Origin of the sequence: Flavobacterium jejuense, from assembly GCF_006491595.2 — a bacterium.
GTDB lineage: Bacteria > Bacteroidota > Bacteroidia > Flavobacteriales > Flavobacteriaceae > Flavobacterium > Flavobacterium jejuense.
This window is the reverse complement of record NZ_VEVQ02000012.1, coordinates 48,358-72,986: the sequence shown is the minus strand read 5'-3', so window position 1 is coordinate 72,986 and position 24,629 is coordinate 48,358. Positions and strand designations below refer to the sequence as shown.

The following is a 24,629-nucleotide window of genomic DNA, read 5'->3' as shown; positions in this document are numbered from 1 at the left end:
TATTTTTGTTTGTATAAAATTTTAACAAATGAAAAAAATATTTTTAATACTAGTAGTTTTTTTTACTATTTCATGTGAAACTTCAGAAGAATTACAAACTATAAATGTGAGTAATTACTCTATTCAATTGCCTTCCTATCTTTCAGAATCAAAAGAACTTAATGATGAAGCTTCTCTTCAATATCAGAACATTTTTAAAGAATTATATATTATTGTAATTCATGAGAATAAAGGAGAATTAGAAAATGCTTTGACAGAAAATGGAATAGATGAGATTTATTCTAATGATTTTGATGGTTATGTGGATCTTTTGTCTACTGGTTTAGCTAGTAATATAGAAATGAAAAATAAAATTGAAAAAGATACAGTAATAAATTCTTTAGAAACAAGAGTAATGAAATTTGAGGGTAAAGTAGAAGATTTTAATGTTTTTTATGAAGTGGCATATGTAAATGGAATTGATAATTACTACCAAATTATGACATGGACATTATTAAAAAAGAAATCAGATTATGAAGACATAATGGATAAAATGATACATTCTTTTAAAGTTAAAAAGAATAGTAAAAAGGGATTTAAAGGAGCAAAAAAGTAAGAATAAATATTTTTTTTAACTTTTGTCTAGCCAAAAAAGATTTCTTTTTTTGTAGCTTCACTAAAAGTTACAATTAAATATAAGCTATTTGTATAGCTTTTCAGAATTATATAATCAAGCAATGAAAAAAGGAATAGTATTTTTATTTTTAATTTTATTAAATGTAACTTTTTCGCAAAAAACGATATCAGACGTTATACAGCGCTATAATAAAAACTCGGTATCTTATATCACAGCAGAAGAATTGCATAAACTTAATGATTTTCTACTATTGGATACTAGAGAGGCTGAAGAATATCAAGTAAGTCATTTAGAAAAAGCTGTTTTTGTTGGGTATAAAAAATTTGATGCAGAAAATTTTCAAAGTCAATATCCAAATAAAGATATTGAAATCGTAGTGTATTGTTCTTTAGGAGTAAGAAGTGAGAACATTGGAGAAAAACTGTTGAAATTAGGCTATAAAAATGTACAAAATCTTTATGGAGGTCTTTTTGAGTGGAAAAATAAAGGCTATTCAATAGTTGACAATAAAGGGAAAGTAACCGAAAAAGTACATGCTTTTTCTAAAATGTGGGGTAAATATTTACAAAAGGGAATTAAAGTGTATAAAAATAATAAAAAATAGAAAATGGAAAAGACGTATTATGATCCAGCAGATTTAAAGAAATTTGGAAAAATTGTAGAATGGAGTGAAGAATTAGGTAAAAGTTTTTTTGAATATTATGGAAAAGTTTTTGAAGAAGGAAGCCTGTCTGCTAGAGAAAAATCACTAATCGCTTTGGCTGTTTCTCATGCAGTGCAATGTCCTTATTGTATTGATGCTTATACAGGTGACGGTTTAAAAAGAGGGATAACAAAAGAAGAGATGATGGAAGCTGTTCATGTTACAGCAGCCATAAAAAGTGGAGCAGCATTAGTACATGGTGTTCAAATGATGAATAAATATAAAAAACTATCTATGTAGTTTTCTCGTATATATGTAAAATAGCTAACATTTTGTAAGAAGTGATTGCATTATTTTTGTTAAGATTACCAAATTTGATTAAACTATAAACTATGTTAAAATCGCTTCAAGCTAAAGATAGTCCATTGTCTAAAACGGAGAAACAATTAGAAATACTTTCTAACGGAATCTTTAATGACGGTTCTTTACCAACATTTGCTGATCAAATAAAAAAATCCAATCAGTATCCTTTAAAACCTAAGAAAATTGAAATTTTACAGATAAATGTAGGATACATGTGCAACCAAGTTTGTGCGCATTGTCATGTCGATGCAGGTCCTGATAGAAAAGAAATTATGACTGTTGAAACCATGCAACAAATCTTGGAGGTTTTAAAAACTACTGAAGTCAATACACTTGATTTAACAGGTGGTGCTCCTGAAATGAACCCTAATTTTAGATGGTTTGTAGAAGAAGCTTCAAAAATAGGAGTGAAAGACTTTATTGTTCGTTCTAACTTAACTATTATAAGAGCCAATGAAAAATATTATGATTTACCTGATTTTTTCAAAAAACATAATGTTCATGTAGTAAGTTCAATGCCTCACTGGACCAAAGGAAAGACTGATGTGCAACGAGGTGACGGTGTTTTTGATAAATCAATAAAAGCATTACAAGAACTAAATGCGGTGGGTTATGGAATATCAGGAAGTGATTTGAAATTAGATTTAGTTTACAATCCATCTGGAGCTTTTTTACCAAGCGACCAATTTTCAATGGAAAAAGACTTTAAAAAAGCATTGAAAGAAGACTATAATATTGATTTTAATAATTTATTTGCTATTACAAATTTACCAATCTCTCGATTTTTAGATTACTTAATTGCCTCAGATAATTATGAAGATTACATGTATACCTTGGTAGAAGCTTATAATCCTGCTGCAGTAGCTAATGTGATGTGTACTAATACTGTATCTGTAAGTTGGAATGGTTGGTTATATGATTGCGATTTCAATCAAATGTTAGGTTTAAAAGTAGCCTCAAAGTCAAAGCATATATCTGATTTTAATGAAGAAGAATTAAGTAATAGAAACATTATTATTTCACAGCATTGTTATGGCTGTACTGCTGGAGCGGGTAGTAGTTGTCAAGGAGTTGTAGCTTAATTTGTAATATGAAAGATTTAAAAACTGCTATTTTAATTTTTGCAAATTCTGCTGAATATGAAGCAACGCGTAAGCCATTCCTATATTCGAAAGAAGTCTTTGAATCTCTCAATGAACATACATTACAGCTAGTTAAAAAAACTAATTTGCCTTATTTTTTAGTAACAGAAAAAGAACAAAGAGGTTCGTCATTTGGTGAAAGGTTTATCAATGCCATTCAATCTGTTTATGATGTAGGATTTGACTCACTTATTATTATTGGTAATGATACTCCTCACTTAACAACTAGTAAGTTAGTAAAAGTAAATCAGGAATTATATAATACGGATATTGTATTAGGAAGTGCTACTGATGGAGGTTTTTACCTTTTAGGAATAAAAAAAGAGCATTTTGATGCCAATTTATTTTTAAAATTACCTTGGCAAAAACAAAATTTAGCAACAGTCTTAACGAAACTTTTTATTAGTAACTCAATTAGTGTTTCTTCCTTGGAAGTACTTTCAGATATTGATAATCTAAAGGATGTCAATGCTTTTATTAATTGCTTTAAAAAGGTATACGCTAATTTGTATCACTTGTTATTACAAATTAGAATAAGAAATGCCATTATTTCAACTTCAGTATTTGAAAAATTCTTTTTTCTTTACCAATCCACCGCTTATAATAAAGGCTCACCTATTTAGTATATAATTTTTTTATTCTGATTTTTCAGAACAATATTAATGATATACTAATAAATAAAAATGAAGCAAATTTATATTTTCTTGCTACTCGTATTTTCATGTGTTGGCTATGCACAAATAACAATTAAAGGAAAGGTAACTAGTAAAATTGATGGAGTTGCCTTACCATACGTAAACATAACATCAAATCAATCAAAAGGGACTACTTCTGATGAAAGCGGGATGTATGTTATGTCCGTTTCTTCTATAAATGATAAAATTACCTTTTCCTATTTAGGGTATAAAAAACAAACAATACTTGTTGGAAACCAAACTATTATTAATGTTAGTCTTGAAGAAGATGCCGAAAACTTAAAAGAGGTTGTAGTCACGGCATTAGGTTTAAAAAGAGAATCTAAAGAGTTAGGGTATACGGTTCAAACCCTTCAAACAAAAGATCTAGAAGAAGTTAAAACAGTAAATTTTTTGGATAATTTAGCAGGTAAAGTTGCAGGTGTTGCTATAACTCAAGGAGCAACAGGAGTGGGTTCATCTTCAAAAATAACAATTCGTGGGGAAGCTTCTTTTTCAAATAATAACCCTCTATTTGTTGTGGATGGAATTCCTATTAACAATGAAACGGTTTTTAATTTTACCAATGAAGCAGCTGCAGGTTTCCAAGAAATTGATTATGGTAATGGTGCTATGGAAGTCAATCCTGATGACATTGAATCAGTTTCTGTTTTAAAAGGACCAAGTGCCGCTGCTTTATATGGAACAAGAGCTTCAAATGGTGTTATCGTCATTAAAACAAAAGATGGAAATAAGAAAAAAGGATTTAGTGTAAGTTTCAATACATCGCTAACCGTTGATTCTGCTTTTCAATTACCTGAATTTCAAAATGAGTATGGTCAAGGAAATTCAGGACAGTTTGCTTTTGTTGATGGTTTAGGTGGTGGAACAAATGACTTAATTAGTTATTCTTGGGGACCAAGATTGGATGTAGGAATATTAGTACCGCAATTTGATAGCCCAGTGCAATTACCAGACGGTACTTTCGTTCGTGGTGGTGATACTTCTCTTTATAATGGATTAGCGATTACACCAACCCTTTTTGAATCGCACCCAAATAATTTAAAAAATTTTTATAGAACGGGCACAACTACTATTAATAATATAGCTATAGCTAACGGATTTGAAAACGGAAATTATCGTTTGTCTTTTACTGATTTGAGAAGTGATGGGATTATTCCAGGAGTGAATTTAGACAGACAAACTATTGCCGCTAAACTGAACTTCAATCCTTCAGATAAAACGACCATTTCTTCTTCAATTAATTATGTAAATTCTAATAGTGATAATAGGCCATCAAATGGATATGGTAGTGAAAATGTGAATTATTCTTTAGTTGGTTGGGGACCTCGTTCTCTAGATATTGGAAGCCTAAGAAATTATTGGCAACCTGGTTTGGAAGGGATTCAGCAATTTTCGTTTAATTATACTTATTTTGATAATCCTTATTTTACTTTATTGGAAAATAGAAATTCATTTGAAAGAGATAGAGTTTTTGGGAATTTACAACTAAAACAAGAAATTGCTAAGAATCTTACTTTTACAGTTAGAACAGGTATGGATTACAGTACTGAAACGAGAAAAATGAGACGTAATTTCAGTAGCAATCGTTTTAAAAATGGAGGTTATGCAGAACATGATGTAAAATATAGAGAGGTAAATACTGATTTTTTGTTGAACTATTCTAATACTCTTAATGACTTTTCTTACGACGTTTCTTTCGGAGGCAATAGAATGGATAGAATGGCATCAACAAAACAATCGCAAACGGTTAATTTGGCTCAACCAGGTATCTTTAATTTAAATAATGCAGCTTCTCCCGTTGAGGTTTTTCAGTTTGAAAGCAAAAAAAGAATCAATTCTTTATATGGGTTACTAAAATTAGGATACAAAGATTACTTATACCTAGATATTACTGCAAGAAATGATTCGTCAAGTGCATTGGCTACACCTTTTTCAGTGGATGGAACTTCCTTTTTCTATCCTTCCGTATCTTCAAGTTTTATTGTTTCTAATGTCACTAAATTACCAACTGTAATTTCTTTCGCAAAATTAAGAGCTAGTATTGCACAAGTTGGAAATGATACAGGACCTTATCAAACTTCAGGAGCATTTGTATCACAAACACCATTCAATAGTCAGCCTACTTTTAGCAATCAAAATTTTATTCCAAACGCAAATTTAAAACCAGAACAAACTACTTCTTATGAGGTTGGAACAGATATTCGTTTTTTTAAGGATAGATTAAACTTAGATTTTACATATTATAATGCAAATACGGTAGATCAGATTATTTCATTGCCAATTGCTATTTCTTCGGGATATAATCAACAAGTAGTAAATGGAGGAAAAGTTAATACGCAAGGTGTTGAGATTATTTTAGGAGTAACTCCTATTAAAACAGAACATTTTAAATGGAATACTACTTTTAATTTTGCAAAAAATCGCTCCATAATTAAAGATTTGCCTCAAGAAGGAGGACGTTTAACATTAGCTTACAGCAGAATTTACGATAGTGCTAACCAAACGGTTTGGTTTCAAGTAGAAGAAGGAGGAAGAGTTGGTGATATTTATGGAACAGGATATTTAAAAAATGATCAAGGACAGTTTATTATTGATGACCAAGGACGTTATATTGCGGATAATAATCTACAAAAAATAGGCAATTATAATCCAGATTTTACTTTAGGTTGGTCCAATAATTTTACTTACAAAAACTGGAATGTAAGCTTTCTTTTTGATTGGAGACAAGGTGGCGAAATAGTGTCAAGAACAAAAGCATTAGGAAATGTAGGAGGACAATTAGCAGAAACCGCATACAGACCAACAGAAGGAATCATTGCTCAAGGAGTAACCGTAACTGAGGAACCAAATACAGTTGCTGTTTCAGCAGAAAGTTATTACCGTCAATATTATGATAGAAATCATGAAGAAAATAACATCTATGATGCTTCTTTCTTAAAATTAAGACAGTTTTCTGTGAGCTATTCTTTTGCAATTAAAGAAGGATTTTTAGGGTTAAAAGATGGTGGTCAAATAAACATGTCTGTTATAGGAAATAATTTATTGGCTTTCACCGAAAACCCACATTTTGATCCAGAACAATTAGCAGTTCAAGGAAATGGGTTTGTCAGTGGAGTAGAGGATATGAGTTATGCAATAACAAGAAGTATCGGTTTTAAACTAGGTTTTAACTTCTAAAAAAAGAATAAGATGAAAAATATACTATATACAATAGCAACACTTTTGTTTATTTCTTTAAGTAGTTGTACGAAAGATTTTGAAGAAATAAATACCAATCCAAATGCTCCAAATTCGGTGCAACCAAGTTTATTGCTACGTCAAGTCATTTATGATTTTGGAGAAAATATGAGTTATGAGGGTTTTGTTGCAGGCGATTTACTTTCTCAACATAGAACCGCATTGGATTTTAATTTATTTGACCGTCATGCTTTAAAATCACCACAATTAGGAGGAAATCCATGGCCAGTTTTTTATAAGAATTTGAGAGATAATGAAATTATTTTAAAACAAGCAAGACAAACAAGTACTTTAAAAGTGTATGAAGGCCCAGCATTAATATTGAAAGCATATATGGCAGCAGGTTTAACGGATTTGTTTGGTGATGTTCCTTATTTTGAAGCTTTCAATGGGACAAATGGAGAAGTAACTCCAGCATATAATACACAAGAAAGTATCTATTTAGATCCAAAAGGGATATTAGACAATTTGGATAAAGGAATTGCTGCCATAGAAAACTATTCAGATGCTATTCCGTTACAAGGAGATATCTTATACAATGGTAATTTGCAATCTTGGATTCGTTTTGCAAAATCATTAAAAATTAAATATTTATTACGCATTTCTTCAAAAGTGGATGTTTCATCGCAATTGCAAGCGCTATATGATGAGGGTGACTTTATGCTAACAAACGGACAAAATGCTATTTATAATTTTACAAATACTGCTCCTAATAGTTTTAGATTAGCACAATTACGTATTGGTGACTTTAATAATTTCGTTTTATCTGAAACTATGGAAGTCATTTTAACAGATTTAAACGATACACGGATTAGTAAACTCTTTAGGCCTTTTTCTAACTCTACTTCGGGAGAATTTAATGGTTTGTTAAATGGAATTGACGCTTCAAGTACTTCAGTAGCACTATCAAATTATTCGTTAGCTGGAACTATTTTTAGAGAAGATACGTCAACTTTAGATGCTAATTTTATTACTGCTTGGGAAGTGCAATTCGCTTTAGCGGAAGCTGCAGAGAGAGGATTGATAAATGCTGATGGGCAAACTTTATATGAAAATGGAGTAGCATTGGCATTCGAATATTGGAATACTCCTTTACCAACAAATTATTTAACAGGAGCAGCTGCTTATAATGCTGTTGGATCAAGTCCAATACAACAAATTGTAACGCAAAAATGGATAGCTAACATTATTAATGGTTATGAAGGTTGGGTAGAATATAGAAGAACGGGTTTCCCAGAATTACGTGCTATTTCAGCTAGTTTAAATAACAATCTTATTCCAATAAGAATGCCTTATCCAGCGGAAGAGGAAGCTTTGAATAGAGAAAATTACATCCAAGCGGCAAACGCAACAAACGATAACAGTATCAATTTCCCAGTTTGGTGGGATGAATAAAAACTAAATGGAAATAATAAATTGGCAATGGGCAGTAATGATTGTATCTAGTTTGATACTGTTTTTTCTGTCTCCATTAGCGAAAACAAAGGATCAATTTTTTAAAGCAATAAACGACAGCAAAGCACCCAATACAATGGTGCTTACAGGTAGTTTAATTATCTCTTGGATTTTTGCCAAAAGCATTACTAATGCAGCAAATCTAGGTTTAGAATTTGGTATTGTTGGTGGTCTAGCTTATGCAGGTTATTATTTGTCTTTTGCCATTGCTGGAATTTTAATTTATCAATTGCGTACAAAAGGAAATTTCAGTAGTATTCATGAATTTTTGACTACTAAATTTGGCAAAAAAGCGATGTTACTATTTTCCATTTTAATTGCTATCCGACTTTTTAATGAAGTTTGGAGCAATACAATGGTGATTGGTAATTATTTTGGAGTGCCAGGAAGTTCGGGATATTATACAGCAATTCTTGTTTTTACAGGTTTAATATTGGCTTATTCTATAAAAGGAGGCTTAAGCAGTTCCATTTTTACTGATGTTATTCAAATGATATTGTTCTCGGTTTTATTAGTAATCATTTTATGGAAAGTTTTCTCTATGGAAAGTTTTTCTGTAAAAGAAGTAGCCACATCAAGTACGTGGAGCTTCGAATTGGGTTTAAATCTATTTTTTGTAGCTATTATTCAGTCTTTTAGTTATCCTTTTCATGATCCTGTTTTAACAGATAGAGCTTTTATTAGTTCACCAAAAGTAACTCGAAAAAGTTTTTTATGGGCAAGCTTTTTAGGAGGTTTATGTATCCTTTTATTCAGTGTAATTGGTGTATATGCCAAGACAAAAGGAATGACTGGTGATGCTGCCTTTGAAGTGGGAAAAGCTTTTGGAATTGTCATTTTACTCGTAATCAATTTCATAATGATTACTTCAGCGGCCTCAACTATAGATTCTACGTTTTCTTCTTTTTCAAAATTAACAGCAATCGACTTAAAACTGGGTAAATCTGTTACTTTTGGAAGACTTGCAATGTTGGTTTTAGCACTTTTAGGAACTATTCCTGTTTTTCTAAATGCTGAAATTTTATCGGCAACTACAATTTCAGGAACTATGGTTATTGGGTTAACACCTGTTTTTTTGTTTTGGAATATGAAAGCGCCAAAAATAAGTTTCTATCTGAGTGTAATAGGAGGTTTAGTATTCGGTTTTCTCCTAGTTTTTAAATGGTTTCCAAAAGAGCTCATTTTTACAGAAGGAAAATATGCGGATTTACTTTGGGTAAATATATGGGGAATTCTAACATGTGTCATTTTATATAGTGTACCAAAATGGATAAAAAAATAAAAAATATAGGTCGATTAAAAGGTAAAGTTTTATTGTTTGGAGGCGTTTATAGTAACCTTCAAGCTTTGGAAGCTTTAGCAGAGGTGGCCAAAAATGAGAATATTAATCCTGAAAATTGTATTTGTACAGGAGATATTATTGGCTATTGTGCCCAACCTGAAGAAACCATTCAGTTTTTCAAAAAATGGAATGCAAGAAGTATTGCTGGAAACGTAGAAATTCAACTTAGTGAGAATGCAGAAGATTGTGGTTGCGACTTCATAAAAGGTTCTCGTTGCGATGGTTTTTCCCAACTTTGGTATCCTTATGCTAAAAGTAAATTAACAAATGATTCTTTGAATTTTATAAGTAGTTTACCTGAATACATCCAATTTGAGTTTGCCAATAAAAAGTGTACCTTGGTTCACGGTTCTTATTTCAATACCTCTGAATTTATTTTTAAATCAACTCCTTGGGAAAAGAAAATTTCTAATTTTGAAGGAACTAAAAGTGATGTGATTATTGCTGGTCATTGTGGCTTGCCTTTTCATGATGAGTATAACGATTTATTGTGGTTAAACCCTGGTGTGATTGGCATGCCTGCAAATGATGGAAATCCAAGTGTTTGGTATGTTATTTTAGAAGAAAAGAATAATTCGTTAACTTTCAAACATAAAAGTTTAACTTATAATCATAGTTTAGCCAATAGTTTAATGTTAGATAATGGTTTACCCAATGAGTATGCCAAAACGATTCTAACCGGAATTTGGGATAATACCGAAATTTTACCAGAGCAAGAAACGAAATTACAAGGACAACCAATCCAATTTTAAAATGAACGAAAATTTAATTTTAATATTTACCAGAAACCCTGAACTAGGAAAAGTAAAGACCCGTTTGGCAGCAACTATTGGTAATCAAAATGCACTAGAAGTGTACATTCATTTGTTAGAACATACTCGGGAAGTAGCTTTAGAAACCGATTTTGACAAACGAGTGCTGTATTCAGAGGAAATCAATACGAATGACATGTGGGACAATCATTTGTTTCAAAAGAAGTTGCAATTAGGAAAGGATTTAGGAATAAGAATGTATAATGCTTTTAAAGAAGGATTTGAAGAAGGCTATAAGAAAATAGTAATTATTGGCTCAGATTTAATTGCATTAGAAAGTAATGACATAAAAGAAGCTGTTAGTAAGTTGGATGAAAATGATGTTGTTATTGGTCCAGCTGAAGACGGAGGCTATTATTTATTGGGAATGAAATCCATTCCAGAAAATATATTTCAAAACAAACAATGGGGAACGAATACTGTTTTAAAAGATACTTTAAAAGATATTGAAATGGTAACCTATCATTTACTACAAGAAAAAAATGATATCGATACTTTTGAAGATATAAAAGATATTCCCTTTTTTAAAAAATATACAAAACAATGACACAAGAAATTTTAAACACAACAACAGCATTTTTAAAAGAGAAAGGATTTCAAAATCCGCAAATTGGAGTCGTATTAGGAACGGGTTTAGGACAATTAGTAAATCACTTGCAAGTTGAGGTTGAAATCAATTACACTGATATTCCGAATTTTCCAGTTTCAACAGTAGAATTTCACTCTGGAAAATTGTTATTTGGAACTTTAGAAGGGAAAAAAGTAATAGTGATGCAAGGTCGCTTTCATTTGTACGAAGGTTACTCTTTACAAGAAATCACTTTTCCAGTTAGAGTGATGAAAGCGTTAGGTGTTTCCAGTTTGTTAGTTTCAAATGCTGCTGGTGCCATTAATTTAAGCTACAAAAAAGGAGACTTAATGTTGTTAGACGATCATATCAACTTACAAGGGGGTTCACCGTTAGCCTTTAAAAATGTATCCAATTTTGGAGAACGATTTACAGACATGTGTGCTCCATATGATGCTAATTTGAACAAAAAAATGTTGGCTATAGCCAAAGAAAATGAAATAACACTTCATAAAGGAGTCTATGCAGCAGTTGTTGGCCCACAATTAGAAACAAGAGCAGAATATCGTTATTTAAAGATAATTGGAGCCGATGCAGTTGGGATGAGTACAGTACCTGAAGTAATCGTTGCTAATCATTTAAATTTACCTGTAATTGCAGTTTCTGTTTTAACGGATGAATGTAATCCAGATGATTTAAAACCAGTAAATATTCCTGAAATTATAGCAGTTGCTGGTGAAGCAGAACCAAAAATGATAACACTTTTTAAAGGATTAATTCAACAGATTTAATATTTCAAAAAACAACTAAAAAAATAAAGATGAGCTATTTAAACGCAACCAATGATTTATATAAAAATGCAGCTTTAACTCCTGATGTAGGGTTATGCTGTACTACAACACCTATTTGGAAATTTCCAGGCCTTGAGATTCCAATGATTATGCAAGAAATGAATTATGGTTGTGGTAGTACGATTTCTGCACAGGATTTAATCAACAACCCAAAAATTCTATATGTTGGTGTTGGTGGAGGAATGGAATTATTGCAATTTTCTTATTTTTCTCGTCAAAATGGTGGTGTTATTGGTGTAGATGTTGTAGATGAAATGTTAGTAGCCTCTCGCAAAAATTTTAAAATTGCTGAAGAACAAAATGATTGGTTTAAAAGTGAGTTTGTAACTTTAAAAAAAGGAGATGCACTTAATCTACCAATAGAAGATGAAAGTATCGATGTTGCAGCTCAAAATTGCCTTTTTAATATTTTTAAGACGGAAGATTTAAAAAAAGCGCTTCAAGAAATGTATCGTGTATTGAAACCAAATGGAAGATTAGTAATGAGTGATCCTACTTGTGAACAAGAAATGAATGAAACTTTAAGAAATGATGATCATCTTAGAGCATTATGTTTAAGTGGAAGTATTCCTATAAAAGATTATATAAAAGCATTAACTGATGTAGGTTTTGGCACAATTGAAATCCGTGGAAGACGTCCTTATCGTATATTAGATACAGAGAATTATCCAACAGACGAATTAATTTACATTGAAAGTATTGAAGTTTGTGCTATAAAAGACCCAATGCCTGCTGACGGACCTTGCGTTTTTACTGGAAAGGCAGCTATTTATTTTGGTAAAGAGGATTGTTTTGATGACAAAAAAGGACATGTTTTAATGAAAAATCAACCTTTAGCTGTTTGTGATAAAACAGCAAATGCTTTAGCAAGTTTAAATAGAAGTGATATTTTTATTAGTGAAAGTACGTTCCATTATAACGGAGGAGGATGTTGTTAAATAAAAACGAGGATTGTTTTTTTATCTTGTGTAACATAGCTAACTTTTGTTTTTTTTCAAACCTAGTACATTTGTAAAATAAAAAAACTAAAACATGAAAAAAAACGTAATTGTATGTATCATTACTTTGCTTGGGTTACAGTATTCAAATGCACAAAGTCCATGGACAAGGGAAAAAGGAAAAGCGTATGTTCAGTTAGGTGTTACGAGTTTGGTATATGATGCCGTTCAATTTGATGGAGAAAAAATTGAAAATATTGGTGATTATACAGATATAACAGTTCAGGTTTATTCTGAATATGGTATTTCTGATAAATTAGAAGCTCAACTGATATTACCTTATAAGAAAGCAAATTATGATGGTACAGGTATTTCTCAAAGTATTTCTGGATTGGGGAATATCTCTTTAGGTTTAAAATATAAACTGTCAGATAAAAATTGGAAAATTAGCTCTGGACTTTTGTTTTCGGCTAATTCTATTAAAAAAGACGAAAGTTTAGTAGTAAGTTCAACAGGAATCAATGCTTTTACTTTTTTGCCATATATTAGTATTGGATCAAGCCATGATAAATGGTATTATTTTGGAAATCTGGGTTATGCTTACATGGATAATGAGTATTCAGATTATTTGAAAGCCACCATTGAAGTTGGTTATAACATTATTCCAAGAGGCTATTTAATGCTAGTTTTAGACACTAGAAATCCAGTCACTAAAGAAGACGCTTATTATAATGATAATTTGCAATGGGCATCTCATTTAGACAGGCAAACATATAATGCTTTTGGAATTAAAGTGAATTACGAATTTATTCAAGATAAATTGGGAGCAAATTTCTCCACTTTTGGGGCTTTTGGAATAGATAACGCTCCTTTAGCACCAACGATTAATATTGGAGTTTATACCAAATTATAGAAACATATGAACAAGTACAAAGAAATAATTATTGATTCATACTCAAATCATTTTAATTATTTGAAAAACGAATTGATGTCACTCCATATAGAAAATTATTTTTATGGATTGATCATTATTTCTTTACTAGTTTTTTTACTGGAAATCATATTTCCTTGGAGAAAGAATCAGTCTGTTTTTAGGAAAGATTTTTGGTTGGATACCTTTTATATGTTTTTTAATTTCTTTTTGTTAAACTTGATTGTTTTAATGGCTATGAATAATGTAACTGCTGAGTTGCTTAATGATTTTTTAAGTCTTTTTGATTTAGAATTGACATCGATACAATTAGTCGATTTGTCTAAATTACCTAAAGGAATAGCTTTATTTATATTTTTTATTGTATCTGATTTTGTGCAATGGAATACCCATCGATTATTACATCGATTTGAATTCTTTTGGAATTTTCACAAGGTGCATCATTCCGTAACAGAAATGGGTTTTGCAGCACATTTACGTTATCATTGGATGGAACCAGTTGTATATAAAACCTTGTTATATGTTCCATTGGCTTTAATAGGAGGGTTTTCAGTTCAAGATGTGTTTATAGTTCATTTTATCACAATTACAATAGGTCATTTAAATCATGCTAATATTGGTTGGGATTACGGACCGTTAAAATACATTTTAAACAATCCTAAAATGCATATTTGGCATCATAGTAAAGAAATGCCAAGAAAATATGGAGCTAATTTTGGAATTTCATTAAGTTTATGGGATTATTTATTCAAAAGTAACTATATTCCAAAAGAAGGAAGGGATATTGAATTAGGTTTTGATGATGTTCAAAATTTTCCAAGTAGTTTTATAAATCAAGAGCTTTACCCCTTTAAAAAGTAAAAATATGAAACAATTATTCTTTTTGTCTTTATTGCTAATAATGGTTAGCTCCTGTCGTTTCAATAAAAAAGATGAATCTAGCACTATTGATAAAAATGAATTAGACTCAATAGATATTCAAGTAGAAACCAATGAAGAAATAGGTGGTGATACAAAAATGGGTAGTTCTAAAACTAATACCATTCCTGAGGGTGTGAAAAATGTAGATTCTAAAGAAAGTTTAGAGAATTCTAAAAAAGAGAAAGTAGGTAAGAGTCAAACAACAGAAGAAATAATAAACGAACCTGAAGTTGTTAAGGAAATTATAGAGGAAAAAGTTGAATCAGTTGATATAGATCATTCAGAATGGAATGCATTATTAAAGAAAAATGTATCAAATACAGGTAATGTAAATTATAGGGGATTTATAAGAGACAAAGCCATGTTAGAAAATTATTTAAATACATTAGCAACTAAAATTCCAGATGAGACTTGGTCAAAAAACGCAAAATTAGCCTATTGGATAAATGTTTATAATGCATTTACTGTGAAGTTAATTGTTGACAATTATCCTATAAAAAGCATTAAAGATATTTCAAATCCTTGGGAAAAAAAGTTTTTTACATTAGAAGGCTCTAATTATAGCTTGGAACAAGTTGAAAACGAAATTCTAAGAAAAATGAATGAACCAAGAATTCATTTTGCAATTAATTGTGCATCTTATTCTTGCCCTAATTTAGCGAATCAAGCATATACTTCAAATACAATGGAAAGACAGTTGACAGATGCTTCTAAAAAATTCATCAATGATTCTTCTAAAAATAATATATCAGAAAATGAGATTAAAATATCAGAAATTTTCAATTGGTTTTCTAAAGATTTTAAAAATACAAACACTTCAGTTATTGATTTTTTGAATAAATATTCAGCAACAAAAATTAGTAATGAAGCAAAAGTCAGTTATTTAGATTATAATTGGAGTTTAAATGAATAACTTATTATAATACATCTTTTTAAAATTGCATTAAGGTTATTTCAAAATCATGAATAAACTAAAATGATGTTAAATAGTACTTCATTCTACTACAAAGGAATTACTTTTGGATAATATTTTCAAATAAACAAACTATATAAAATGAAAAAAATTGTATTAAGTATTGTTTTAGCAGTATTTACTTTAGCTGTAAATGCTCAGGAGTTCTCAAAAATTGATAAAAGTATTATGGATGCTTCTTATTATCCGGATAACGCTCCAAAACGCGCTTTTATCAAAGATAAAACAAAACAAATGGAAGCTGAACCAAAAATTAGAATATTGTATTCTCGTCCATTAAAAAATGGAAGAACTATTTTTGGTGATGTGGTTAAATTTAATGAAGCATGGAGAATAGGAGCGAACGAATCAACAGAAGTTTTATTTATGACTGATGTTGTTTTTGGTGGAACCAAAGTAAAAGCAGGTCGCTATACGCTTATTGCAATTCCAACTGAAAAGGAATGGACTGTTAAATTAAATTCTGTAAATGATGGATGGGGAAATTATTCTCATGATCCAGCATTTGATATCGCAAGTATAACTGTTCCAACTTTAACATCAGACAAAGAGATTGAAGCATTATCTATTACTATGTATGAAAAAAGTAAAAATGTAGTGCATATAAAAATTGGTTGGGATAAAACAATTGCTGAAATTCCAGTGACTTTAAAATAAAATTTAAGAGACTGATAGTAATACACTTTTACTATCAGTTTTTATATTTTAAGTAAAATAGAGTGCTTTTAATATTAAATAAAGTAATCTTTGTGAAAAGAACTTATTTGAATAGTTATTTCATTTTCTCGTAAACTTGTTTTACTATTTCAAATGAAGGTTTATTTTGCACCGTATAATCAGTGTCGTTTAGTCCACCAACTTGTGAATGATTTTCAAACCATTTCCATAAAAAACCTCCAGCAAACCAGTCTTCATGCCAAAATTCATTATACAAAGCTTGTAATGCGTTTTTTTGAGCCAATAAGTTTACTTTTTTTTCTTTTGAGAAGTTCCAAGGTTCATGAGTTGTGTAATCCATACTTTGATAACCGTATTCAGTAAATAAAACCTTCTTTTTGATATTTTTAGAAAAATTAGCAATACTATTTTTATGAGTTGACCATTTTTCTTCTAATTGTGAAATAGTTGGAGTTTGTTCATTAGCCAATGGGAAATAAGCATCAATCCCTATGTAATCTAGTTCTTTAAAAAAAGGAACATTTTGATAAGTATCCCAATTTTCAGCATAGGTTAATTGGCCTTTGTATGTCTTTTTTATTTTTTGAATTAAGGTATGCCAAAATTGTGGCCTGTTTTTTACAAAATAGTTTAACTCTGTTCCAATGCATAATAACTCAATACTCTGTTTTTGAGCTAGCTCGGCATAAAAAAGAATAAATTTTGCATAATTATTTTCAAATTTCATCCATTCTTCTTCTGTTTTCATTTCTATATGTCCTGTAAAACCTCTGGGAATCCAAATTTGGGGTTTTAACATGATTTTCATTTGGTTAGAATGAAAAATTGTACTAGCATTTACAATGCCTTCTTCTCTTTCTCCAATCCATTGTCTTTTTGAATTATAAAAAATAGTAGTATCATTTAAAGTTTTCATAAATGCAAAAGGCATTAATGTTACCCAATTAGCATTTATTTCTTTAACAGGATTCACTTCCTTTTGACTTGTTAAAGTATTTGACGCTACAAAACTAATTCCATTGATTTTGTTTTCTTGCGAAGAACAGAAAGTAAACAGAAGAAATACTAAATAAGATAATTTTTTCATTTTTTGAGTGACTTTGTAAAAAGTATTGTTTTTTTATTTAAATATACTATTTTATGTAGCATTGGGAAAATATTTAATTTAGAACTAAAACCTATTTTCTAAATAAAAGTAAGAATTCTAACTTTAATTAGTATCTTAATGTTTTATTTTTACCCTGTTAAATTTTATACATGGAACATATTGTTATTATTGGAAATGGGATTTCGGGTGTCACACTCGCGAGACACATTCGTAAAAATTCAGATAAGAAAATTACTATAGTTTCTGCTGAGACCGAATTCTTTTTTTCAAGAACTGCTTTAATGTATGTTTATATGGGACATATGAAATTTGAACATACGCAATCTTATGAAAATCATTTTTGGAAAAAAAACCGAATAGATTTAGTCTTTAAAAGAGTGGAAAAAGTTATTTCCACAGAGAATAGTTTGCAAATGGAGGATAATTCGATTTTAAAATATGATAAATTAGTTATTGCTGCTGGTTCTAAATCGAATAAATTCGGTTGGCCTGGTCAAGATTTAAAAGGAGTTTTAGGGTTATATCATAAACAAGATTTAGAAGTATTAGAAGACCTTTCTAAAAATGCAAAACGTGCTGTTATTGTTGGAGGTGGTTTGATTGGAATAGAATTGGCCGAGATGCTATTAACTAGAAATATTCCAGTTACTTTTTTGGTAAGAGAAACCAATTTTTGGGGTGGAGTTTTACCAGAAGGAGAAGCTAAATTAATAGGGCGTCACATGTTAGAACATCATATAGATTTACGATTTGAAACCAATTTAAAAGAAATTATTTCTGATGAAAATGGGAGAGCTAAAGCAATAGTTACAGAAAAAGGGGATGTGATTGAGTGCAATATAGTTGGTTTAACTGTTGGTGTTTCTCCTAATATAGATTTTTTAAAAGGTTCAGGTATTGAAACCAATAAAGGGGTCTTGGTAAACCGATTTTTAGAGACTAATATTTCAAATATTTATGCTATTGGAGATTGCGCTGAACAGCATGAGGCTATTGGCTACAGAAAAAATATTGAAGCCGTTTGGTACACAGGTAGGATGATGGGTGAAGTCTTAGCACAAACTATCTGTGGCAATAAAATGCAATACAATCCTGGTCATTGGTTTAATTCAGCTAAATTTCTAGATATTGAATACCAAACTTACGGTTGGGTTTGGGCAAAACCGAAAAGCTATGAAAAACAATTTTATTGGGAACATAAATCGGGTAAAATAGCTATTCGAATTTCATATCATAAGGAAACTATGGAGTTTTTAGGAATAAATATCTTTGGTATTAGAATGCGTCATGAGTTTTTTGATAAAGTTTTAACGGAGAAGAAAAGTGTAGATTTTGTGATTGAAAATTTAAAACAAGCCAATTTTGATCCAGAATTTTATAAGCATTATGAAAAAGAGATTGCTAGTCAATTTAAAAATGAATTTCCAACCTTAAAAACGTAGTAATGAAAAATATAAAAACTTTACGATTAATAGGTTTAATACTCTTTATCGCATCAGTATTCATTTTTATTGTGACTTTATTCATTGGTAGTTATTCTTTAACTGAATTGGTAATTAAAGATACTTTTTCAAGTAAATCTGAAAGAGTTATTTCAACTTTTACCAAAGTTGCTAAAGAAAGAGGAGTTTTAGGCAAGGAAATTGGAAATCCATTTTCTTTTAATGATGAAATCACTTCGTTATTAGAAGAATATAATGCTAAGATTACTAAGGATATTGAGATTGAAAAAGGACTTTCAGAAGAAGAAATTAATCAAATATTCGAAAAAACGATTCAAGGAGGCAAGATTTCCTATTCAAAAGCAGTTTTAGAATCTGTTTTCCAAAATAACTCAGATAAAATAAAATTAGTAGATGAAGCTACAAATTGGATGTATTCGTCTACTAAAAATTATGGAAAAGCAGCAGACTTTAAAAATGATTTTACCAATAAAATAGTAGATATTAACAGAAGTAATGCACAAGAATTTTTGTTATATGATAACAAGTATACTAAATTTGATATTGCTAAAGCAGCTGTAACGGGTCCGTTAAAGGAAAATAAAAAAGGGTATTTATTTCTAACTTTTGGATTAGGAATTATTGGTTCGTTGGTGTTTATTATAACAGGTTTATTTCTAGAACCAATTGCAGGAATTAAAAACAATGGAATTTATTTATCTGAAGCTACTAATAGAGGTTGGGTAGCGCTTTTTGTATTTGGATTTTTAGTTTCTTTTTATATTCTTTTGTATTTCTGTCCTTATTACATAGTTAACTGGACAAACATTGTAGACCCATTAAAATCAATGTTTAAAGAAGGAGAAAGAGCTTCTCAATGGTTTTTATACGGTATTTTGTACTGTGTTTCCATGATTGTAATGGGAATTCGAATGTTTATCAAATACAGACACAATAGTTATCAAATAGTACGAACAGCAAGCGTTTTGTTTTTTCAAATCATTTTTGCTTTTTTATTAGTTGAAATTTTACCCTTATTTGATTTGCCAGGAGTTGATTTAAAAAACGCTTGGCCTTTAGATTATAACTTTGTTACCGATTGGAATGTAAAACAACATTTAGATGCAGGGCATTTAGGTAAATTTATGTTTGTTTGGAGTGTTATTTTGAGTTTAATTGTTGTTCCAGTAATGGTTTATTTTTATGGGAAACGCTGGTATTGTTCATGGGTTTGTGGTTGTGGTGGCTTGGCTGAAACGTTAGGTGATCCTTATCGTCAGCTTTCAGATAAAAGACTAATTGCTTGGAAAATTGAAAGATGGACTATTTACCCTATTTTCGTTTTTGCTATTATTATGACTATTGTTGTTGGCTATAATACTTATAATATTGTTTACAATCCTTCAAATGTTGGAGATAGCACGCTATTTGGAATTAATGCATACAAAATAAATGAAATTTACGGTTTTTTAATAGGGTCGATTTTCGCAGGTGTTATTGGAACAGGTTTTTATCCAATTTTAGGTAATCGAACATGGTGCCGTTTTGGATGTCCTTTGGCAGCTTATATGGGAATTATTCAACGTTTTAAATCTAGATTCAGGATTACTACTAATGGCGGGCAATGTATCTCATGTGGAAATTGTTCAACTTACTGTGAACAAGGGATAGATGTAAGAGCTTATGCACAAAAAGGGGAGAATATTGTACGTGCTTCCTGTGTCGGTTGTGGTGTTTGTTCCGCTGTATGTCCTAGAGGAGTACTAAAATTAGAGAATGCTTCCGAAAAAGGAAGAATTAATCCTAATGAAATTTTACTAGGTAATGATGTTAATTTAATGGATTTGTTAAATCAAAAATAATTTAAAACCACAAATTCCCTTTCCACGTATATGTATTTATAAGTTTAGCTTTTGAAAATTTTAAATTTTGTATAAATATGAACAAGTTAGTAATAGTATGTTTCTTTTTCTTAATTGTATCTTTCGCTTTTGGACAAAAAAAATACATAAAGAACTATTATAACAATGGCAAGTTGAAAGAGGAAGGTTGGATAGAAAATAATAAAAAAGTAGATTATTGGTTTTTTTATTATACTGATGGAACCAAAAAAGAAGAAGGGCATTTTGAAGATGATCAAAAGATAAAATGGTGGATTTTTTATAATGATAATGGAAAGGTTATTAAAAAAAGTGAATTTGAAAACAATAAATTAAACGGATTTACAATTATATACAAAAAGAATAAAATTATACGAGCCGAAGAATATTTTATGAATAAAAAAACTAATCAATGGGAAAGTGTAGCGGCTTTCAAAAAAGATAATCCGTTTCTGTTTTTATGATACAACCAAGAATAAAAGTGATTATTCCTGCTTTTAATGAAGAGAAGGCGATAGTTAATGTAATAAATGAAATTCCCAATATTGTTTCCGAAGTTATTGTAGTCGATAATAATTCTATTGATAAAACGGCTGAAGTTGCTGAAAATGCTGGAGCAACTGTTCTATTTGAATCTAGAAAAGGATACGGTTATGCTTGTTTAAAAGGCTTAGATTACATAAAAGAACAAAATGAAGATCCAGATATAATTGTTTTTTTAGATGGTGATTATTCGGATTATCCAGAAGAGTTATTAAAAATTATTGAACCTATTGTAAATAAAGAAGTTAATTTTGTAATTGGTGCAAGAGTGAAGAGACTTCGAGAAAAAGGAGCAATGACTCCTCAACAAGTTTTTGGTAATTGGTTAGCGACGTTTTTAATGAAGGTTTTTTTTAATGCTAAGTTCTCTGATTTGGGTCCGTTTAGAGCTATTGAATATCAAAAATTGCTAGCTTTGCATATGGAAGATAAGACCTATGGATGGACAGTGGAAATGCAGTTAAAGGCTTTAAAACAAAATTTGACATATGTTGAAATTCCTGTTCAATATAAAAATAGAATAGGTGTTTCAAAAGTATCAGGAACTGTAAAAGGTACAGTAATGGCAGGAGTAAAAATAATAGGGTGGATACTTAAATATAGTTTAAAGAAATAATGATATATCTTATACTTTCTTACATAATATTGTTTTTTTACAGCTTAGCAATAGTATTGATTTTTTTCTATAGTTTAGCTCAGTTTAATTTGCTTTTAAACTATTTGAAAAGCAAAAAACAAGTATTAAAAAGACAACAATTTGACTTTGAAAACACTTCTGAAATTCCTTTTGTAACTATTCAGCTTCCCGTTTTTAATGAAAAATATGTAGTTGAAAGATTACTTCAAACAATCTCAAAATTAGAATATCCAATTGAAAAACTTGAAATTCAAGTTTTAGATGATTCCATTGATGATTCAGTTATAGAAACAAAAAGAATAATTAATGAGATTTCAAAAAGAGGAATAGATATTCAACATATTTGTAGAGAAAATAGAATAGGTTTTAAAGCAGGTGCTTTAAAAGCAGGTTTAAAAACAGCAAAAGGCGATTTTATAGCTATTTTTGATGCAGATTTTGTTCCAAAAACAGACTGGCTTCTTAAGACGATTCCTTACTTTAAAGATGGAAAAGTTGGAGTAGTTCAAACAAGATGGGGTCATATTAACAGAAACTTTTCTTTATTGACAAAGATTCAAGCCTTTGCTTTAGATGCCCATTTTACTTTAGAACAAGTGGGACGTAATTCTAAAAAGCACTTTATTAATTTTAATGGAACTGCTGGCGTTTGGAGAAAATCATGTATTATAGATGCAGGAAATTGGGAAAGTGATACTTTGACTGAGGATTTAGATTTAAGTTATAGAGCACAATTAAAGGAATGGGAATTTGTTTATTTGGAAGATATAGAAACTCCAGCCGAACTTCCAGCGGTCTTGAGTGCTGCACGTTCTCAGCAATTTAGATGGAATAAAGGTGGTGCAGAAAACTTTAAAAAAATGTCAAAATGTATTATAGAAGCTCATAATGTTACAACTAAAACAAAATTCCATGGTTTATTACACCTTCTGAATAGTTCTATGTTTTTATGCGTTTTTGCAATGGCAGTTTTAAGTGTGCCAGTTTTGTATATAAAAAACGAATATCCACAACTAACAATATTGTTTAACATTGTTGCATTTTTTGTGGTGACATCGATTATTTTTTTTATATGTTATTGGTTTACATATAAGAAAATCAATGGTGGAGGAGTTAGTAATTTTTTTAGATATATTAGAATGTTTTTTACTTTTTATACTATTGCTATGGGATTTTCTTTTCAGAATTCAATAGCTGTTTTAGAAGGATTAATTGGTAAAAAAAGTGAATTTGTAAGAACTCCAAAATTCAATATAGAGACATTAAAAGAAAAATGGAAAGAAAATATTTATATATCTCACAAAATTTCTAAAAATACTATTGTAGAAGGGTTTTTGGTTTTATATTTTCTATTCGGTATTTATAGTGGATATTTATTAAATGATTATGGACTATTGCCTTTTCATTTAATGTTATTGATAGGTTATGGATATGTTTTTATAAAATCATTTAAATCAACTTGAAATTGAATATTTCTTTTATAAAAAAATATAAAGAGGCTTACCTTGTTATTTTATCTATTATAGCTTATGTTAGTTTAGGTTATTTTGTAGTTAGGGATAATTTCTTCCATTTGTTTTTATTTTATTCATTTGCTTTTATAGCTCTTTATTTTCTATATAATTCCCAATCGCTTTCTGAAAAAAAGTTGTTCATAATAGGTGTTTTTTTTAGATTAGTATTCTTATTTTGTTTGCCATTTTGGTCACAAGATTTTTATAGGTTTATTTGGGATGGAAGGCTAGTTCTCTCTGGAATTAGTCCTTATTTATTTCGTCCAAATGATGTGATTGAAAATATAACAATGTTTCAATCTCAGGAATTATATAATGGAATGGGTAATTTAAGCGCATCTCATTTTTCAAATTATCCACCAATTAATCAGTTCTTTTTTGCAGTTGCTGCTTTTTTTTCTCCTAAATCTATTTTTTTTTCATCCTTTATTTTTAAAATAATAATCCTTTTTTCAGATATTGGAATTTATCATTTTGGTAAAAAAATACTAAATATGCTAAATTTGAATTCTAAGAATGTTTTTTTGTATTTTTTAAATCCTTTAGTCATTATAGAACTAGTTGGTAATGTTCATTTTGAAGGTGTAATGTTGTTTTTTTTTATTTTGGGAGTGTTTTTGTTTTTTAAAGATAAATGGATAATTAGCGCTTTGTTTATTGCTTTGTCTATATCAACGAAGTTGTTACCATTGTTGTTGTTGCCTTTTTTTTATCAAATGTTAGGTTTTAAAAAGAGTATTGTTTTTTATACAATAGTTATAGTGCTTAATCTTATTCTTTTTCTTCCTTTTGTATCTGAAACATTAATTCATAATTACTCAGAAACGATTTCTTTGTGGTTTGTGAATTTTGAATTTAATGCGAGTTTTTACTATATATTTAGAGAAATAGGTTATTGGGTTAAAGGGTATAATACAATAGGTATTATTGGGAAAATTACTCCTATTTTTTTAATTGTAATTATTCTTTTTTATTCCCTCTTTAGAAAGAATAAAACATATAATTGTTTTTTTATAAATAGCTTGTTTGCACTTGCTATTTACTTTTTTTTATCAACTACCATTCATCCTTGGTATATAATTAATTTGTTAATTATATCAATTTTTACTAAATATAGGTTTGTTGTAATTTGGAGTTTTGTCATAGTTATTAGTTATTTTGCGTATAGTCAAGTTCCTTTTAAAGAAAATCTTTTTTTAATCTTCTTAGAGTACTTGTTTGTGTTTGGTTACCTTTTTTATGAACTCAAGAAAAAACACACTGATTTATTTTAATTAAATAAGAGTGAGTATGGTAATTAAGTGGTTTTATTGTAGTGAAATTAATGTTTTTTTATG

Annotated in this window: 23 protein-coding genes; 22 read left to right on the top strand and 1 reads right to left on the bottom strand. The window is 29.7% G+C overall.

Annotated features, from left to right (window positions below):
- Positions 1–28 precede the first annotated feature (28 nt).
- The 16 genes from FIA58_RS16285 (at position 29) to FIA58_RS16210 (ending at position 16,147) form a co-directional block, all read left to right on the top strand.
- Positions 29–595, top strand: a complete 567-nt coding sequence (locus FIA58_RS16285) for a hypothetical protein (RefSeq protein WP_140963753.1) — start codon at positions 29–31, stop codon at positions 593–595.
- Positions 596–716: 121 nt separating this feature from the next.
- Positions 717–1,220: a rhodanese-like domain-containing protein gene (locus FIA58_RS16280; RefSeq protein ID WP_140963752.1), complete on the top strand. Its 504-nt coding sequence runs from the start codon at positions 717–719 to the stop codon at positions 1,218–1,220.
- Positions 1,221–1,223: 3 nt separating this feature from the next.
- Entirely contained in the window at positions 1,224–1,559 is a 336-nt protein-coding gene (locus FIA58_RS16275; RefSeq protein WP_140963751.1) for an arsenosugar biosynthesis-associated peroxidase-like protein, read from the top strand.
- Positions 1,560–1,651: 92 nt separating this feature from the next.
- Entirely contained in the window at positions 1,652–2,704 is a 1,053-nt protein-coding gene (gene arsS / locus FIA58_RS16270; RefSeq protein ID WP_140963750.1) for an arsenosugar biosynthesis radical SAM (seleno)protein ArsS, read from the top strand.
- 8 nt (positions 2,705–2,712) lie between these two features.
- Complete coding sequence (locus FIA58_RS16265; RefSeq protein WP_140963749.1) at positions 2,713–3,387, top strand: TIGR04282 family arsenosugar biosynthesis glycosyltransferase; 675 nt, start codon at positions 2,713–2,715, stop codon at positions 3,385–3,387.
- Between the two features lie 60 nt (positions 3,388–3,447).
- The gene (locus FIA58_RS16260) at positions 3,448–6,639 is read left to right on the top strand and encodes a SusC/RagA family TonB-linked outer membrane protein (RefSeq protein WP_140963748.1); all 3,192 of its coding nucleotides are present in this window, start codon (positions 3,448–3,450) and stop codon (positions 6,637–6,639) included.
- Between the two features lie 12 nt (positions 6,640–6,651).
- Entirely contained in the window at positions 6,652–8,094 is a 1,443-nt protein-coding gene (locus tag FIA58_RS16255; protein ID WP_140963747.1) for a SusD/RagB family nutrient-binding outer membrane lipoprotein, read from the top strand.
- 7 nt (positions 8,095–8,101) lie between these two features.
- Positions 8,102–9,436 (top strand): SLC5/6 family protein, encoded by a 1,335-nt coding sequence (locus FIA58_RS16250; protein ID WP_140963745.1) that lies wholly within the window; start codon positions 8,102–8,104, stop codon positions 9,434–9,436.
- Positions 9,421–10,248 (top strand): metallophosphoesterase family protein, encoded by an 828-nt coding sequence (locus FIA58_RS16245; RefSeq protein ID WP_140963743.1) that lies wholly within the window; start codon positions 9,421–9,423, stop codon positions 10,246–10,248. Before FIA58_RS16250 ends, FIA58_RS16245 begins: the two co-directional genes overlap by 16 nt.
- A gap of 1 nt (position 10,249) precedes the next feature.
- Positions 10,250–10,855, top strand: a complete 606-nt coding sequence (locus tag FIA58_RS16240; RefSeq protein ID WP_140963742.1) for a TIGR04282 family arsenosugar biosynthesis glycosyltransferase — start codon at positions 10,250–10,252, stop codon at positions 10,853–10,855.
- On the top strand, positions 10,852–11,667 hold the full coding sequence (locus FIA58_RS16235) for a purine-nucleoside phosphorylase (protein ID WP_140963740.1): 816 nt from the start codon (positions 10,852–10,854) through the stop codon (positions 11,665–11,667). Before FIA58_RS16240 ends, FIA58_RS16235 begins: the two co-directional genes overlap by 4 nt.
- 29 nt (positions 11,668–11,696) lie before the next feature.
- Positions 11,697–12,665 (top strand): arsenosugar biosynthesis arsenite methyltransferase ArsM, encoded by a 969-nt coding sequence (gene arsM / locus FIA58_RS16230; protein WP_140963738.1) that lies wholly within the window; start codon positions 11,697–11,699, stop codon positions 12,663–12,665.
- 94 nt (positions 12,666–12,759) lie between these two features.
- Complete coding sequence (locus tag FIA58_RS16225; RefSeq protein ID WP_140963737.1) at positions 12,760–13,578, top strand: hypothetical protein; 819 nt, start codon at positions 12,760–12,762, stop codon at positions 13,576–13,578.
- Between the two features lie 6 nt (positions 13,579–13,584).
- On the top strand, positions 13,585–14,457 hold the full coding sequence (locus FIA58_RS16220; RefSeq protein ID WP_140963735.1) for a sterol desaturase family protein: 873 nt from the start codon (positions 13,585–13,587) through the stop codon (positions 14,455–14,457).
- Between the two features lie 4 nt (positions 14,458–14,461).
- Positions 14,462–15,430: a DUF547 domain-containing protein gene (locus FIA58_RS16215; RefSeq protein ID WP_243754694.1), complete on the top strand. Its 969-nt coding sequence runs from the start codon at positions 14,462–14,464 to the stop codon at positions 15,428–15,430.
- 141 nt (positions 15,431–15,571) lie between these two features.
- Entirely contained in the window at positions 15,572–16,147 is a 576-nt protein-coding gene (locus tag FIA58_RS16210; RefSeq protein ID WP_140963732.1) for a DUF2911 domain-containing protein, read from the top strand.
- Between the two features lie 115 nt (positions 16,148–16,262).
- On the opposite strand, the gene FIA58_RS16205 is transcribed toward FIA58_RS16210, so the two are convergent.
- Positions 16,263–17,255, bottom strand: coding sequence for a glycoside hydrolase family 113 (locus FIA58_RS16205; protein ID WP_140963729.1), 993 nt, complete (start codon positions 17,253–17,255; stop codon positions 16,263–16,265).
- A 170-nt stretch (positions 17,256–17,425) separates the two neighbouring features.
- On the opposite strand from FIA58_RS16205, the gene FIA58_RS16200 reads away from it, so the two are divergent.
- The 6 genes from FIA58_RS16200 (at position 17,426) to mptB (ending at position 24,566) form a co-directional block, all read left to right on the top strand.
- Positions 17,426–18,718 (top strand): NAD(P)/FAD-dependent oxidoreductase, encoded by a 1,293-nt coding sequence (locus tag FIA58_RS16200; RefSeq protein ID WP_140963725.1) that lies wholly within the window; start codon positions 17,426–17,428, stop codon positions 18,716–18,718.
- A 2-nt stretch (positions 18,719–18,720) separates the two neighbouring features.
- A complete protein-coding gene (locus FIA58_RS16195; RefSeq protein WP_243754693.1) occupies positions 18,721–20,580 on the top strand; it encodes a 4Fe-4S binding protein in 1,860 nt (619 codons plus the stop codon).
- Positions 20,581–20,657: 77 nt separating this feature from the next.
- Positions 20,658–21,062: a toxin-antitoxin system YwqK family antitoxin gene (locus FIA58_RS16190; RefSeq protein WP_140963721.1), complete on the top strand. Its 405-nt coding sequence runs from the start codon at positions 20,658–20,660 to the stop codon at positions 21,060–21,062.
- Positions 21,059–21,757, top strand: a complete 699-nt coding sequence (locus FIA58_RS16185) for a glycosyltransferase family 2 protein (protein WP_140963718.1) — start codon at positions 21,059–21,061, stop codon at positions 21,755–21,757. Before FIA58_RS16190 ends, FIA58_RS16185 begins: the two co-directional genes overlap by 4 nt.
- Complete coding sequence (locus FIA58_RS16180; protein ID WP_140963715.1) at positions 21,757–23,241, top strand: cellulose synthase family protein; 1,485 nt, start codon at positions 21,757–21,759, stop codon at positions 23,239–23,241. Before FIA58_RS16185 ends, FIA58_RS16180 begins: the two co-directional genes overlap by 1 nt.
- 2 nt (positions 23,242–23,243) lie before the next feature.
- A complete protein-coding gene (gene mptB / locus FIA58_RS16175; protein ID WP_243754692.1) occupies positions 23,244–24,566 on the top strand; it encodes a polyprenol phosphomannose-dependent alpha 1,6 mannosyltransferase MptB in 1,323 nt (440 codons plus the stop codon).
- Positions 24,567–24,629: the final 63 nt, after the last annotated feature.

Excerpts from the sequence above, each read along its gene's own strand:
- FIA58_RS16285 (WP_140963753.1), top strand. The coding sequence starts at position 29 with ATGAAAAAAATATTTTTAATACTAGTAGTTTTTTTTACTATTTCATGT.
- FIA58_RS16280 (WP_140963752.1), top strand. The coding sequence starts at position 717 with ATGAAAAAAGGAATAGTATTTTTATTTTTAATTTTATTAAATGTAACT.
- FIA58_RS16275 (WP_140963751.1), top strand. The coding sequence starts at position 1,224 with ATGGAAAAGACGTATTATGATCCAGCAGATTTAAAGAAATTTGGAAAA.
- arsS (WP_140963750.1), top strand. The coding sequence starts at position 1,652 with ATGTTAAAATCGCTTCAAGCTAAAGATAGTCCATTGTCTAAAACGGAG.
- FIA58_RS16265 (WP_140963749.1), top strand. The coding sequence starts at position 2,713 with ATGAAAGATTTAAAAACTGCTATTTTAATTTTTGCAAATTCTGCTGAA.
- FIA58_RS16260 (WP_140963748.1), top strand. The coding sequence starts at position 3,448 with ATGAAGCAAATTTATATTTTCTTGCTACTCGTATTTTCATGTGTTGGC.
- FIA58_RS16255 (WP_140963747.1), top strand. The coding sequence starts at position 6,652 with ATGAAAAATATACTATATACAATAGCAACACTTTTGTTTATTTCTTTA.
- FIA58_RS16250 (WP_140963745.1), top strand. The coding sequence starts at position 8,102 with ATGGAAATAATAAATTGGCAATGGGCAGTAATGATTGTATCTAGTTTG.
- FIA58_RS16245 (WP_140963743.1), top strand. The coding sequence starts at position 9,421 with ATGGATAAAAAAATAAAAAATATAGGTCGATTAAAAGGTAAAGTTTTA.
- FIA58_RS16240 (WP_140963742.1), top strand. The coding sequence starts at position 10,250 with ATGAACGAAAATTTAATTTTAATATTTACCAGAAACCCTGAACTAGGA.
- FIA58_RS16235 (WP_140963740.1), top strand. The coding sequence starts at position 10,852 with ATGACACAAGAAATTTTAAACACAACAACAGCATTTTTAAAAGAGAAA.
- arsM (WP_140963738.1), top strand. The coding sequence starts at position 11,697 with ATGAGCTATTTAAACGCAACCAATGATTTATATAAAAATGCAGCTTTA.
- FIA58_RS16225 (WP_140963737.1), top strand. The coding sequence starts at position 12,760 with ATGAAAAAAAACGTAATTGTATGTATCATTACTTTGCTTGGGTTACAG.
- FIA58_RS16220 (WP_140963735.1), top strand. The coding sequence starts at position 13,585 with ATGAACAAGTACAAAGAAATAATTATTGATTCATACTCAAATCATTTT.
- FIA58_RS16215 (WP_243754694.1), top strand. The coding sequence starts at position 14,462 with ATGAAACAATTATTCTTTTTGTCTTTATTGCTAATAATGGTTAGCTCC.
- FIA58_RS16210 (WP_140963732.1), top strand. The coding sequence starts at position 15,572 with ATGAAAAAAATTGTATTAAGTATTGTTTTAGCAGTATTTACTTTAGCT.
- FIA58_RS16205 (WP_140963729.1), bottom strand. The coding sequence starts at position 17,255 with ATGAAAAAATTATCTTATTTAGTATTTCTTCTGTTTACTTTCTGTTCT.
- FIA58_RS16200 (WP_140963725.1), top strand. The coding sequence starts at position 17,426 with ATGGAACATATTGTTATTATTGGAAATGGGATTTCGGGTGTCACACTC.
- FIA58_RS16195 (WP_243754693.1), top strand. The coding sequence starts at position 18,721 with ATGAAAAATATAAAAACTTTACGATTAATAGGTTTAATACTCTTTATC.
- FIA58_RS16190 (WP_140963721.1), top strand. The coding sequence starts at position 20,658 with ATGAACAAGTTAGTAATAGTATGTTTCTTTTTCTTAATTGTATCTTTC.
- FIA58_RS16185 (WP_140963718.1), top strand. The coding sequence starts at position 21,059 with ATGATACAACCAAGAATAAAAGTGATTATTCCTGCTTTTAATGAAGAG.
- FIA58_RS16180 (WP_140963715.1), top strand. The coding sequence starts at position 21,757 with ATGATATATCTTATACTTTCTTACATAATATTGTTTTTTTACAGCTTA.